The 14231-nt window shown below is 70.0% G+C and carries 10 protein-coding genes; 5 read left to right on the forward strand and 5 right to left on the reverse strand.

What is annotated here, in order from left to right:
* Positions 1–20: 20 nt before the first annotated feature.
* Complete coding sequence (locus ACOKM3_RS40080; RefSeq protein WP_426906214.1) at positions 21–782, reverse strand: class I SAM-dependent methyltransferase; 762 nt, start codon at positions 780–782, stop codon at positions 21–23.
* Positions 783–911: 129 nt separating this feature from the next.
* On the opposite strand from ACOKM3_RS40080, the gene ACOKM3_RS40085 reads away from it, so the two are divergent.
* The 3 genes from ACOKM3_RS40085 (at position 912) to ACOKM3_RS40095 (ending at position 4412) form a co-directional block, all read left to right on the forward strand.
* Positions 912–3452 carry a PEP/pyruvate-binding domain-containing protein gene (locus ACOKM3_RS40085; protein ID WP_426906215.1) on the forward strand — a complete coding sequence of 847 codons (2541 nt, stop codon included), beginning with the start codon at positions 912–914 and terminating at the stop codon, positions 3450–3452.
* A gap of 61 nt (positions 3453–3513) precedes the next feature.
* Positions 3514–3879, forward strand: coding sequence for a hypothetical protein (locus tag ACOKM3_RS40090; RefSeq protein ID WP_426906216.1), 366 nt, complete (start codon positions 3514–3516; stop codon positions 3877–3879).
* A 236-nt stretch (positions 3880–4115) separates the two neighbouring features.
* Complete coding sequence (locus ACOKM3_RS40095) at positions 4116–4412, forward strand: WhiB family transcriptional regulator (protein ID WP_267073742.1); 297 nt, start codon at positions 4116–4118, stop codon at positions 4410–4412.
* A 21-nt stretch (positions 4413–4433) separates the two neighbouring features.
* Here the strand turns inward: ACOKM3_RS40095 and ACOKM3_RS40100 are convergent, their stop codons facing one another.
* From ACOKM3_RS40100 to ACOKM3_RS40110, 3 genes are all read right to left on the reverse strand, one after another.
* A complete protein-coding gene (locus ACOKM3_RS40100) occupies positions 4434–4874 on the reverse strand; it encodes a VOC family protein (RefSeq protein WP_426906217.1) in 441 nt (146 codons plus the stop codon).
* Between the two features lie 80 nt (positions 4875–4954).
* Positions 4955–5377: a helix-turn-helix domain-containing protein gene (locus tag ACOKM3_RS40105; RefSeq protein WP_426906218.1), complete on the reverse strand. Its 423-nt coding sequence runs from the start codon at positions 5375–5377 to the stop codon at positions 4955–4957.
* Positions 5378–5456: 79 nt separating this feature from the next.
* On the reverse strand, positions 5457–7523 hold the full coding sequence (locus ACOKM3_RS40110) for a TerD family protein (protein ID WP_426906219.1): 2067 nt from the start codon (positions 7521–7523) through the stop codon (positions 5457–5459).
* A 340-nt stretch (positions 7524–7863) separates the two neighbouring features.
* Between ACOKM3_RS40110 and ACOKM3_RS40115 the strand changes: the two genes are divergently transcribed.
* Both ACOKM3_RS40115 and ACOKM3_RS40120 read left to right on the forward strand, forming a co-directional pair.
* Entirely contained in the window at positions 7864–9177 is a 1314-nt protein-coding gene (locus ACOKM3_RS40115; protein ID WP_426906220.1) for an MFS transporter, read from the forward strand.
* A gap of 209 nt (positions 9178–9386) precedes the next feature.
* A complete protein-coding gene (locus ACOKM3_RS40120) occupies positions 9387–13283 on the forward strand; it encodes a glycoside hydrolase family 2 TIM barrel-domain containing protein (protein WP_426906221.1) in 3897 nt (1298 codons plus the stop codon).
* 66 nt (positions 13284–13349) lie between these two features.
* On the opposite strand, the gene purU is transcribed toward ACOKM3_RS40120, so the two are convergent.
* Positions 13350–14228, reverse strand: coding sequence for a formyltetrahydrofolate deformylase (gene purU, locus ACOKM3_RS40125; RefSeq protein WP_426906222.1), 879 nt, complete (start codon positions 14226–14228; stop codon positions 13350–13352).
* Between the last annotated feature and the right edge of the window lie 3 nt (positions 14229–14231).

Below are 14231 nucleotides of genomic sequence, written 5' to 3' on the forward strand. Positions count from 1 at the left end.
GCGGTCCTCCGCGCGGCGGGTCAGGGGCGACGGGCCACCAGAAGATCCACCACGTAGCTCTCCTCCACCTCCCCGGCGGGGAAGGTCCTGGCGAGGCGCTCGCGCTCACGGGCGAGGAACGCGTGCCGGTCGCTCTCGTCGAGGACCAGGAACGCGGAGCGGCTGCCGATGTTGGCGAGATGCGTGTCGAGCGGGACGGTGCGGGTCCAGCGCAGGTGGCGCCGCGCGACGCGCAGCCCCGTCAGGCCCGCGAGGCGGACGGCGTCGCTGTCCGAGGGGCGTACGGCGGGCTTCGGCGCCACGCCGCAGTGCCGTGCGATGCGCGCGTGCTGGTCGCGGATCCACGGCACGCCGAAGTCCGTCGTGTTCCACCAGATCGCCAGCGCGCCGCCCGGCCGCAGCACCCGCAGCACCTCCGGCACGGAGCGGGTGGGGTCGGTCCACTGCCAGGCCTGCGCGTACGTGATCAGGTCCCGGGAGGCCGTCGCGAGCGGCAGGGCGTTGCCGTCGCCGCGCACCACCGGCACACCCGTGACCCGCTCGCGGCACTCGCGCGCCATGGCCTCGCCCGGCTCCACGGCGATCACCTCGGCGCCCCGGTCCCGCAGCAGCGCGGTGGCGATCCCCGTGCCCGCGCCGACATCCGCTACGCGGCTGCCCGGGAGGTCGGCTCCCGTGAACTCCTCGATGGTGTCGAGGAGTTCGGCCGGGTAGGAGGGGCGGCTTGTCGCGTACTGGCCTGCGGCCGTGTCGAAGGACGTGGCGCGTGGGGTCGTGCTCATCCCCGCATTCTCGCGCATCGGCCCGGTCGGGCGCGTTGACGCGCCGCCTTTATTCATCGCATGATGAATAAAGCACGGTCCGGCGTCACCAGGCGCGCCGGACGGTCACCGCAGGCAGGAAGGAACGTCATGCCGCTCGTCCTCGACCTCCGTTCCATCGACGCGACGATGCTCGCCACCGTCGGCGGCAAGGCGGCCAACCTCGGCGAACTGACCAGGGCCGGGCTGCCCGTGCCGCACGGCTTCTGCGTCACCACGGACGCGTACCGGACGATCTCGGCCACGGAAGGCCTCGCGGGTCTGGATCCCGCCAAGGCGCGGCGGCGCATCCTCGAAGCGGAGGTGCCGGGGGAGCTCGCGGAGGTGATCCGCCGCGCGTACGCGGGACTTGGCGACGACGCGGCTGTCGCGGTGCGCTCCAGTGCCACCGCAGAGGACCTGCCGTTCGCCAGCTTCGCCGGGCAGCAGGACACGTACCTGAACGTCGTCGGGACCGACGCCGTCCTCGATGCCGTACGCCGCTGCTGGGCCTCGCTGTGGACCGACCGCGCGGTGAGCTACCGGGAGACCAACGGCATCGACCACGGCGCGGTCCAACTCGGCGTCGTCGTGCAGCAAATGGTGGACTCGGCGGTGTCCGGCGTGCTGTTCACCGCCAACCCCGTCACCGGCAGGCGGGACCAAGCGGTCATCGACGCGAGCCCCGGCCTCGGCGAGGCCGTCGTCTCCGGGGCGGTCAACCCGGACCACTTCGTCGTCGACGGCCAGGAGATCGTGGAGCGGCGGCTCGGCGACAAGCGGTTCCTCGTCTGCTCCCTGGCCGGCGGCGGCACGGAGAAGGTCGACGTCGGCGAGAACTCCGCTCCCTGTCTCACCGACCGCCAGGTCCGGCAACTCGCCGCGCTCGGCGCCGAAGTGCAGGCGCACTACGGGAGTCCGCAGGACGCCGAGTGGGCGATCGACGCCCAGGGTGCCCTGCACCTCACCCAGTCGCGGCCCATCACGACCCTGTTCCCTGTGCCGGAACACGCCGACGACGACTTCCGCGTGTACTTCTGCTTCAGCCTCGCCCAGGGCCTGGAACGGCCGATCACCCCGGCCGGGCGCGCCGCCATCCGTGAGATCGCCGGGGCCGCAGGCCGGATCATCATCGGCGACCCGAGCTCGCAGGGCTGCACCGAGGCGGCCGGCCGCGTCTTCATCGACCTCACCAACGTCCTACGTAGTAGGACAGGAAGGGCCTTCTTCCCGCGCGTACTCGACGTCATGGAGGCCCGTTCGGCGCACGTCCTGCGCGGCCTGTACGACGATCCGCGCCTCGGCCTGACGCACACCTCGCCCTGGCCCGCGATCCGGCGGGTGGCGCGCCTCGCCCGCCGATTCCACGCCCCCTCCACCGTGGTGCGGGCACTCGTCAATCCGGAGGCGGCGGTGCGGCGCGCAAGGCGTACGGAGGCGCGCGTGCTGAAGGCGGCCGAAGCGAGGTCCGTCGAGGAGGCCCTGCGCGACTGCGTGATCCCGGTGCTGCCCACCGTCGCCCCGACCGCCCTGGTCGGCTTCGCGATGCTGGGCCTCGCCGGCCGGCTCGTTCGCACCGAACCCGGCGAGCTGCAGACGGTCCTGCGCAGCCTCCCGAACAACGTCACCACCGAGATGGACCTCGACCTGTGGAACCTGGCACGTACGATCCGTGCCGAGCGGGACGCCGCGGAAGCGTTCCAGGAGGCCAACGTCCAGGAACTGGTGGCCCGTTACCGCGCCGGTGGACTGCCGCCGGTCGCGCAGGACGGGCTCCGCGCCTTCCTGGACCAGTGGGGCCACCGCGCCGTCGCCGAGATCGACCTCGGCCTACCGCGCTGGTCCGACGATCCCACGCACATCATCGGTGTCGTCCGCAACTATCTGCGCCTGAACGACGAACAGGCCCGGCCCGACGCCGTGTTCGCGCGCGGAGCGGCCGAGGCGGAGGCGATGATCGAGCGGCTCGCGCGGCGGGCCAAAGGCCGCGGCCCACTCGTCCGGTTCGCCCTGCGTCGAACCCGGCTGCTGGCAGGGCTGCGCGAATACCCGAAGTATCTGGCGATCACGCTCTTCGGCGCCCTCCGTGCCCGGATCGCCGAACGCGGAACCGAACTGCACGCGCAAGGGCGCCTCGACGCGGCGCAGGACGTCTTCTTCCTGGACTTCGCGGAGATGCGCTCGACGGACGGTGACCTGCGGCCGACGGTCGCCGTGCGCAAGGAGGAGTACGAGCGGGAGCTGCGGCGCCGGCACATCCCGCGCGTCCTCCTCTCCGACGGAACGGAACCCGAGGCGGCCGCGCGGACCATGCTCAGCGCCCCCGGCGACCTGGTCGGCACCGCAGCCTCCGCGGGCGAGATCACCGGGCACGCGCGCGTGGTGACCGATCCCGTCGGCGCGCACCTGGAGCCGGGCGAAATCCTCGTCGCCCCGTCCACCGACCCCGGCTGGACCCCGCTGTTCCTCACCGCGGGCGGCCTCGTGATGGAGATGGGCGGCGCCAACTCCCACGGTGCGGTCGTGGCCCGCGAGTACGGCATCCCGGCCGTGGTCGGCGTGCCGGACGCCCTGACGCGGATCGAGACCGGTGACGTGATCACGGTGGACGGCAGCGCGGGGGTGGTGCGGGCGCAACGAGAGGGCGCGTAGCCGCGGCGCGGCGCCTATCCTGGAGGCCACCGCGCGGTCATCCGGGGGGAAGGGGCGGTAGATGAACTGGGTTTGGGCGATCCTCATCTTGTTCTGGACAGGAGCGTTCGCCTGGGTGGCGGACACCGCACGCGGCGCGCTGCGCAACCGGCACGAGCGGAGGCTGGAGCGGCTCGAGGCCGCCAAGCAGGCGCGCCTCGCGGTGGAGGCCGCGAACAAGCCGCCAGAGCCGATCTGCGGCTGCGCCCACCACCTCGCCAAGCACGACAAGACGGGCCGCTGCCACGAACGGGTCGAGGTCCCCACGGCCTGGGACGAGAACAAGAAGCCGACCCACTACGAGGCGGGTCAGTGCAACTGCCAGCAGTACGTGGGGCCTCAGCCGCTGTCCCAGGTCTACGCGGAGGAGCTCACGGACCGGATCTAGCATCCGGTCACGGCACGAGACGGCGCCGCCACCTCGCGTACGCCCCGCTTCAACGGACCGGCGACGGCTACCGGTTCGACGCCCTGGCCGGGCACGGCCGACGGCTCGAAACCGTCGTGACTCACCGTTCAACTCCTGGTCATGGGCTGCCTGTTGAGGATCTATGGCGTACGGTCGCGAATCGCACCTGAGACGGACCGAATTTGCCAGGAGCAAGGGAGCGAAGAGTGACGGACATCTTCAACTCGTGGTGGGACAAGGCGGCGTGCAAGGCCACGGACCCCGAGGACCTGTTCGTGGAAGGCGCGGCGCAGTCCCACGCCAAGCGGTTCTGCGACACGTGCGTGGTCAGGACCGAGTGCCTGGCGCACGCCCTGGACGAGCGCATCGAGTACGGCGTCTGGGGCGGCGCCACGGAACGCGAACGGCGGGCCCTGCTGCGCCGGCGCCCCACGGTCACGTCCTGGCGCAACCTCCTGGAGGCGGCCCGCGCGGAGCACGCGCAGGACGGCCGGCACGTCAGGGCCTCGTGAGGTCCGGGGCGCCGCGCGCGGTCAACTCCGCCCGGGATCGAACGCGAGCACCTGCGTCAGGCGGATGTTGTTGCCCGAGGGGTCCCGGAACGAGGTGTCGATGCCGTACGGCTGCTCGGTCGGCGGGTCGTTGAACGTGACGCCCCGCGCGGACAGCTCGTCGTAGGCGGCCTTGCAGTCATCGGTCTCCAGGAACAGCGTTCCGCCGGCCCCCTTGGCCACCAGCTCCGACAACTGGACACTGTCCTTCTCGTCGAGCATCGGCGGCCGGGGCACCGGCATCAGCACGAGCGCGGGCCCCTCGCCACCGGCCGGCCCGACACACAGCCACCGGAAGGCCCAGGACTCCATCGTCACATCGGCCCGGACCTCCCAGCCCAGCTTCGTGGTGTAGAAATCGAGCGCCTCGTCCTGGTCGTGCACCCAGAACTGCGCATTGGCGATCTTGATCGTGGTCGGCATGTCGGTCCTCGCGCTTCACTCATCGGCTGTCCTGCTCCGGGACGAGCACCGTCCCGACACCGACGACGCTAGGCACCCGGTCAGCCGCTGTCTTCTCGAAACGTGCGGTTCCGCGGCCGTCCGTAGGCCATGGCGACGCACCGGGGGATGCGCACATGACGCGCGGCGGGAGGGTTCGCCGCCCGGTACGCCTGCGGGGTCACCCCGTACATGCGCCGAAAACTCGTCGTGAACGACCCGATCCCGCGCAGCCCCACCGCGACCCCGACATCGGCCACCGTCCAGTCCGTGGCCAGCAGCAGATGGGCGGCCCGCTCAAGCCGCCGGGTCAGCAGATACTGATGCGGCGACTCCCCGAACGCGGCCTTGAAACTCCGACTGAAATGCGCGGGCGACAACGCGGCGGCCGCCGCCAGATCCCCCACCGTGAGCACCTCCGCGTACCGCGCATCCGCAAGATCACGGGCACGCAGCAGATGACGGGAGGGCGGGACGTGGGGCACGGGTCCATTGTGCGGGATTCGGACACCCGGCTGCCCGGTGGAGCGGATCCACCGGGCGATGCCATCGACCGACCTGGTCCTACCTCTCGTCTTCGGCGGCGGCCGGACCCGGCGCCGCGCGCCGCCTGGTCTGCATGCGATCGAGGTGGGTCACCACCGACGCGTGGAACTTGTTGACCGCTTCGTCGACGCTCCGGATGAATCCGGATTCCGTGTTGCCCCGCTGCGTCCCCATGCCCTTGAACAACGAGAGCCGGAATCCGGTGATCTTCGCACCGCCGCCCGGCAGCAGGTCGCCCGGCTCGGGCCGCAGTCGTTCCAGGGTTCCCCGTGGCCCTCCACTGTCCCCCTCGACCAGGGTCTCGATGTGCAGATCCGCCGGCGCCTCGGAGAGCTCCCGGACGATCCGCTTGGCCCAGGAGAGCGGGTAGCCGTGTGCCGGCGGAGCGATGTCGATGGACGTGCGGATCTTGTACGTGCGCAGGTCGGCGGCGACGGCGAGCACCCCGGGTGTCTGGTCGATGCGCAACTCGGCCCGGAGCCTGCCGTCCCGGCACAGCTCGTCCGCCATGCGGGTGCGGCGGACCACGGCGTCGGTGCCGCGCCGCGCCCGCTGCACCGGGAGAACCTTCCGCCCCAGCTCGCCGCCCAGGCCCAACGACACCTGGCGTACCAGCCGCTCCCAGCTCTCGACGGCCTCGAGTGCCCGCGGATCGCCCTGGCACAGGGTTTCGTCCTGGATCCCGTTGCGTACCGGCACCCATGCAGGACCCATGTTGTGGAAGCCGTGGCAGCCCGAGTTCTCGTGGTGGAGATAGTGCAGAAGCTCCTCCAGCAGCCAGGCGTGCGCCGGATTGCCGAGCCCCTCGTGCCGGAGCAGCATCTGGGCCTGGTGGGCGACTTCGGCCCACGACAGATGCCACAGGCCCACCTTGTTCTTCCGCCGCCGGTCGATCTTCACCTCGACCAGCGGGCTGCCTTCCAGAGCCACGTCGTTGGACAGGGTGATGACGGCCTCGTAGCCCCTGCGGGCCGCGATGTCCGCGTAGGCCTGTACCTGCTCGGCCTTGAGGGGATTGCCGTTGGTCTTGGTCTCGACGAGCGCGGTCCAGAGTTTGCCGGCCCGCTCCACCCGGATGACACCGTCGGGCCGGCGGGGCGCATCGCCGTAGGGGAGCGACACCTCGGTGAAGGTCTCCATACGTCCGGCGTGGGCGCCGAAAGCGGCGGTCAGCCGCCGACCGAACTCCGGCACCTGTGCCATCACGGCCAGCAGTACCGACGTGGCACGGGTCTCCCGGTCCCTGTCACTCTTCAGCGCGGACACGGGGAAGAGGCGCGCACCCGCCCAGGAGTCGTTCTCCGCAAGGGACTTCTTGGGAATTCTGGGGAGCGTGACCTTCTTCTTCGAGGTGCGCGGGCGTGTGGCTCTCTTGACGGAGGCTGTTGCGGCAGCGGCCGGCGCGGCGACGTCCGCGGCGGGTGTGGCCGGCGAGTCCGGTTCGGGACCCTGCCCTGGCAGCTCGGCGGCCGGGGGCTGGAGCGGCTCCACCGCGTCTTCCTGTGCAACCGGTTCGGTCTCGGCTGTGTCGTCGGCGTCGTCATCGATGTCCACGCCGTGATCCGAGGCGAGGGCCGCGAATCCCGCTTCGTAGCCTTGCCCCACGGCACGGAACTTCCACTCACCCCCGCGCCGGTACAGCTCTCCGAAGATCAGCGCGCTCACGGCGCCCGCGTCGTCGATCGCGAACCGAAGGAGGGGCTCCCCGGCACCGTCGCTCAAGGTCAGCTGCAGGGCGCCGAGTTCGTCGAACCGGGCGGACTCGTAACGGCTCGCCGTGATGAGGACCGTGGTGACATCGCCCGGAACGGCACTCAGATCGAAGCTGATCCGGTCCTCGCTGCCCTCGCCAGTCGGCGTCTTGCCGAGCAGCTGCACGCTCCCGTCCGGCGCACAGGAGTTGTTGTAGAAGTAGAAGTCCTCGTCGCTGCGGACCTTACGGCTGTCGTCCAGCAACAGTACGGAGACATCGGCGTCCCCTTCGCCGGTCGGGCTGACCCACCCCAGACCGACGATCACCGAGTCGACCTCTCCGTCGACCAGGCTCCCCAGCCCCACGTTCGCGCCCTTGACCATCTCGTACATTCGGCCTCCCCACCGATCGCCCAGGTACGAGGAACCCCCCTCGCTCGCCGTCGGTACATATGGACAAACGGTGAACCTGGCCTGGAGATAGTGGCCCGAATCGGGCGTCGTGAGCAAGTCGCGTGGACGGCGCCGACGTGGGCTGTTACGGGCGCGCGCGGTGGCGGCTCGGTCGGTAGCCCCCACCCGATAGTTGAACATCGCGTGCTTCCTTGACATGGACGCGACCGAAGAGCACTCTCGCGAAGGTTTCGTTCCCGGGTGTCGTGGCTGGACCGATGGCAGGGCAGGAGTCGTCGTGAACACGCATATCGCAGGGTCAGAGGCGGGGCGGTCAGACGTGCGCGGGCATCGTAATCGCGCGGTCGTCGCCAGTACCGTGGGTACCGCCATCGAGTGGTACGACTTCTTTCTCTATGGCACGGCCGCCGCGCTCGTCTTCCCGCATCTGTTCTTCCCCGGGCAGTCCGAGTATGCGGGCGTGCTCGCCTCCTTCGGTACGCAGTTCGTCGGGTTCGCCGCCCGGCCGCTCGGTGCCGCGATCTTCGGGCACTTCGGGGACCGGGTCGGCCGGAAGTCCACGCTCGTCATCACCCTGCTGCTGATGGGCGTGAGCACCGTCCTGATCGGCTGTCTGCCCACCTACTCGTCGATCGGGCTCGCCGCGCCGATCCTCCTCGTGGTGCTCCGCGTCTTCCAGGGCATCGGGGTGGGCGGCGAGTGGGGTGGCTCGGTGCTGCTGTCCATGGAGTGGGGGTCGAAGAAACGCCGTGGCCTGATGGCGAGTTGGCCGCAGATGGGGGTGCCGCTGGGGCTGCTGATCTCCACCGGCATGGTCAAGTGGCTGAGCGCCGCCTCCGGCGACGGCTTCGAGAGCTGGGGCTGGCGGATTCCGTTCCTTGCGAGCGGGGTTCTCGTCGTCATCGGGCTGTACGTACGCCTCAAGGTCATGGAGAGCCCGGACTTCACCGCCGTCAAGCGTGAAGAGGCCGTCGTCCGGGTGCCGTTGTGGGACGTTCTGCGGCACCAGTGGCGCGAGGTGATCGCCGCCGCGTTCGTCCGGCTCTCCGAGCAGGCGCCGTTCTATCTCTTCATCACCTTCGTTCTGACGTACGGGACTTCCCATCTCGGCCTCGCCCGCGGCGACTTGCTCAACGACACGCTCGTCGCCGCGGCCATCGGGCTGCTCACCATCCCCCTCTTCGGGCACCTCTCCGACCGCTACGGGCGCCGCCTGGTGTATGGCGTCGGGATTGTGTGCGTGGGTGCGTTTGCGTTCCCGTATTTCGCTCTCCTCAACACCAGGGCGCCGGGGCTCGTACTGCTCGCCATCGTGCTGTCCCTGGTCTTCCACGACATGCAGTACGGGCCCCAGGCCGCACTCATCGCCGAGGGCTTCGGCGCCAACGTCCGCTACAGCGGCGCCGGCCTCGGCTATCAGCTGGCCTCGGTCATCGCCGGCGGGCCCGCCCCGCTGATCGCCGCCGCCATCCTGGAGGACACCGGATCCAGCACCGGCATCAGCCTCTACATCGTGGGCTGTTGCGTGTTGTCCATGGGGGCGTTGTTCCTCATTCCCAAGCGTGGGGAGGGCGGGCCCGCGGCGGGAGACAGGCGTGCGACCGTTCCTCCGAGCTCCATCAAGTCCACCTGAGGGGGCTCCCCGGGCACGGGGATCAGGAGGCCGTACCGTCGTGGCGTCGGCGGTGCGGCCTCTCTTTCTGCTCAGAATCTGCTCAGAAATCAACAAAGTCCTACGGCGTCATTGTGTCGGTTGTGTTGTCTTCTTAGGGTGGTGCCGGCTCAACAGGCACTCCCCGCCCCACCAGTTGCACGTGTCCACACCCGCAGAAGGGCACAGCCATGCCGCAACCGCACCGCCCCCGCACCATGCCGCTCAGTCGTCGCCGCCTGCTCCAGGCGGGCGCCGTCGTCGCCGGCGCGCTCGCCCTGCCCGTGGGTCTCCCCGCGACGCGGGCCGGCGCGGCCGACGGCGACGAGTGGAACGGTCGCATCGACCAGTTCCGGCTCGGCACCGAGCCCCCGCACACCACCCTCATGCCGTACGAGAACGTGGCCCAGGCCCTCGCCGCCGACCGGACCCGCTCCCCGTACCGCCAAAGCCTTGATGGTGACTGGAAGTTCGCGTACGTCGACCGGCCCTCGGAGCGTGACGAGGACTTCCACAGGACCGACCTCGACGACGGTGACTGGGACACCATCCCCGTGCCCGCGGTCTGGCAGCTGCACGGTCACGACTTCCCGATCTACACCAACATCACGTACCCGTGGTGGGGCGCCAACGGCCTCGGCGAGGAGGCCCGGCCGCCGGCGTCGCCGACCCGCTACAACCCCGTCGGTCAGTACCGGCGCACCTTCACCGTGCCGAAGGGCTGGCGGGACAGACGCGTCTTCCTGCACTTCGAGGGCGTCAAATCGGCCCACTACGTGTGGGTGAACGGCAAGCTCGTCGGCTACCACGAGGACTCCTTCACCCCGGCCGAGTACGACATCACCCCGCACCTCACCGAAGGCACCAACCAGCTCGCCGTGGAGGTCTACCGCTTCTCCGACGGCGACTGGATGGAAGACCAGGACATGATCCGGCTGAGCGGCATCTTCCGCTCGGTGTATCTGTACTCGACACCGGGCGTGCATCTGCGCGACTTCAAGCTCGACACCCCGCTCGGCGACGGACACACCACGGCCGAGCTGTCGGTCACCGCCACCGTGCGCGACTACGCCGGTGACCCGGGCGCGTACACCGTCGAGACCCAGCTCTACGACGCCGCGGGCCACCCCGTCTGGTCCCGGCCGCTCACCCAGAAGGCCGCCGTCACCGAAACCGAATCCGGCTCCGAAGTGACCGTGCGGGCCGCCAGGTCCGTTCCCTCGCCGCGCCTTTGGTCCGCCGAGAGCCCGTACCTCTACACCGCCGTGCTCCGGCTGCGCGACCCGGCGGGCAAGGTCATCGAGACGCTCTCGCACCGCGTCGGCCTCCGCGAGTTCGCCCTCAAGGACGGACTGATGCGGATCAACGGAAAGCCCGTGTCCTTCCGAGGCACCAACCGCCACGAGATGCACCCCGACCGGGGCACCGCGCTCACCCGCGCCGACCTGGTCAAGGACATCGAAATCATCAAGCGGATGAACATCAACACCGTCCGCACCTCGCACTACCCGAACAACCCGATCTGGTACGAACTCGCCGACGAGTACGGCCTGTACCTCGTCGACGAGACCAACCTCGAGACGCACGGCGTCCGCGACGACTACCCCGCCAGCCACCCCGACTGGACGAAGGCGTGCGTCGCCCGCGCCCAGAACATGGTCCACCGCGACAAGAACCACGCCTCCGTCGTCATCTGGTCCCTCGGTAACGAGGCGGGCGCCGGCTCCACCTTCACCGCCATGCACGACTGGATCCGCTCCTACGACACCACCCGCGTCATCCAGTACGAGGGCGACGACAGCCCCGGCGTGAGCGACATCCGCTCCGAGATGTACCCGTCGACGAGCCACGTCGAGTCCAAGGCCAAGGACACCGCCGACACCCGCCCGTACGTGATGATCGAGTACTGCCACGCGATGGGGAACTCGAACGGCAACTTCAAGGAGTACTGGGACCTCGTCCGCCGCTACGACGTGCTCCAGGGCGGCTGGATCTGGGACTTCGTGGACCAGTCGCTGAGCTGGCCGACACCGAAGCGGACGCTGCTGACCGAGACCGGTCCCGTCGGCCTGAAGGGTGAACTCCTCAACCCAGCGGGCAAGTTCGACCGCGACAAGGGCGTGAGCGGAGCCACCGTCTTCGCCCGTGACGACCGCCTCGACCTGACCGGGTCGCTGACCCTCGAAGCCTGGGTGACCCCGCATGTCACCGGCTACCACCAGCCGATCCTGGCCAAGGGCGACACCCAGTACGCGCTCAAGCAGAGCGACAAGAACCTGGAGTTCTACATCTACTCCGGCGGCCAGTGGATCACGGCCTCCTGGACCACCCCCGCCGACGGCTGGACGGGCGGCGAGCACCACGTCGCCGGTGTCTTCGACGCGAGCGCGGGCACGCTCACGCTGTACGTCGACGGCGCGGCGAAGGCCACGAAGAAGACGACCGCCAGACCGAGCAGCAACACCGCGCCGCTCGCCCTCGGTGTGGACGTCGACAACATGGTCCGCGAGTTCAGCGGCACCATTCGCCGCGCCCGCGTGTACTCCCGCGCGCTGAGCGCCATCGAACTCGCCGACGACGGACGTGGCCCGGACGGTGAGGGCGTGCGCTTCTGGTTCGACGCGAAGACGGTGGGCGTCGAGGAGAAGCGGCCGCGTGACAAGACCTTCTTCGCGTACGGCGGCGACTGGGGTGACAATCCCAACGACGGCAACTTCGTCGCCGACGGCATCATCACCGCGGACCGCGGCCACACCGGCAAGGCCGCCGAGATCAAGCGGATCTACCAGGAGATCCAGGTGTCGCCCAAGGAGGGCGGCGGGGGAGCGGGGGACATCACCCTCACCAACGAGTTCCTCTTCACCAACCTGCGTGAGTACGACGGCCGTTGGGAACTGGCCCGGGACGGCGAGGTGATCCAGCGCGGCAGCCTGAGCCGCACCCAGCTCGACGTCGCCCCGCTCGCCCGCAAGAACATCACCGTCCCGCTCAAGCTGCCGAGCAACCCCGCGCCAGGCGCCGAGTTCTTCCTGCACCTGTCCTTCCGGCTGAAGGACGACACGGCATGGGCCGACGCGGGCTTCGAGGTGGCGCGGGCGCAACTCCCGCTCGACGCGGGCAGCCCGAAGGTGACACCCGTCCCACTGAAGAACGTGCCGACACTGCGTCACGAGGACGGGGACAAGGCCGTCTCCGTGACCGGGAACGGCTTCCGCCTCACCCTCGACAAGGCGACCGGTGTCATCACCTCCTACGAAGCCGGCGGCGTCCGGCTCCTGGACTCCGGGCCCGTCCCGAACTTCTGGCGCGCTCCGACCGATAACGACCACGGCAACGGTCAGCACACCCGCAACCAGACCTGGCGGGACGCGGGCGCGCGCCGCAAGGTGACCGGGGTGAGCGTCCGCGAGCTCGGAGGACGGGCCGTGCGCATCGAGGTCAAGGGCACCCTGCCGACCACCACCGAGTCCACCTACGCCACCACGTACACGGTCTTCGGCGACGGCGCCGTCAAGGTCGACAATGCTCTGCACCCCGGCGCCGCCGGCCTCCCGTACCTCCCCGAGGTCGGCACGATCCTGCGGCTGCCCGCGGCCCTTGAACGGCTGCACTACTACGGCCGCGGCCCGGAGGAGAACCACTGGGACCGCAACGACGGTACGGACGTGGGGCGTTGGAGCTCGACCGTGGCCGAGCAGTGGACCTCGTACATCCGCCCCCAGGAGAACGGCAACAAGACGGATGTGCGCTGGGCGGCGCTCACCGATGGACGTGGCCGGGGCCTTCTCGTCGCCGCGGACCCGACCGCCGAGCACCCGCTGCTGGAATTCACCGCGTCGCACCTCACCCCGGAGGACCTGTCCGTCGGCGCCCGCCACGACTACCAGCTCGACCCGCGCGACGAGGTCGTCCTGCGGGTCAACCACCGCCAGATGGGCGTCGGCGGCGACGACAGCTGGGGCGCCCACACGCACGCCCCGTACAAACTGCTCGCCGACCGCGACTACGCGTACACGTACTGGCTGCGGCCCCTCACGGACGTGGGGGAGGCGACGAAGCTGGCGCGGAGGGTGGTGGCCGAGGAGTAGCGGGAGGGCGCGGCGCCGTCGAGCGCGGGGCGGGCGGTTCGCCGAAGAACTGCTCACCCCGTGCGCTCAGTTGAAGATGACCGTGCGGTTTCCGTGCAGCAGGACGCGGTGCTGACAGTGCCAGTTGACCGCGCGGGCCAGGGCCAGGCGTTCCGCGTCGCGGCCGACGAGGACGAGTTCCCGGGCGCTCTGGCGGTGGTCCACGCGGATCACCTCCTGCTCGATGATGGGGCCCTCGTCCAGGTCGGCGGTGACGTAGTGGGCGGTCGCGCCGACCAGCTTGACGCCCCGCGCGTGGGCCTGGTGGTAGGGCTTGGCGCCGGCGAAGCTCGGCAGGAACGAGTGGTGGATGTTGATGGCCCGCCCCTCCAGCGCCTTGCACAGGTCGTCGGAGAGGATCTGCATGTACCGGGCGAGTACGACGAGGTCGATTGCGTACTCGTCCACGAGGCGCAGCAGTTGCTCCTCGGCCGCCCCCTTGGTGTCACGGGTGACCGGTACGTGCAGGAACTCCACGCCCGCCTGTTCCACCTGTTCGCGCAGGTCGGGGTGATTGGAGACGACGAGGGCGATGTCCCCGTCGAGGGTGCCGCTGCGCCACCGGTACAGCAGGTCGGCGAGGCAGTGGTCGAACTTCGACACCATGACGAGCAACCGGGGCGCTGCCGCCGCGTCGCGCAGCCGCCAGTCCATCGCGTACGCCTCGGCCGTGACGGCGAAGCGCTCCTCCAGGTGGGACGGTTGCGAACCGGCGGGCGCGGTGAAACTCGTCCGCAGGAACACGGTGCCGTTGTCGGTGTCGTCGAACTGCTGGTGCTCGGTGATGTCGCAGCCCTCGCCGACCAGGAACGCGGTGACGGCGTGCACGATGCCGGGGCGGGCCGGGCAGTTGAGGGTCAGGATGTACTGATCGCTGTCGGTGCGTGCGCCGCGCGTGGTGGTCACGAC

Source organism: Streptomyces nidicola (assembly GCF_050106155.1).
In the GTDB taxonomy this organism is placed as follows: Bacteria; Actinomycetota; Actinomycetes; order Streptomycetales; family Streptomycetaceae; genus Streptomyces.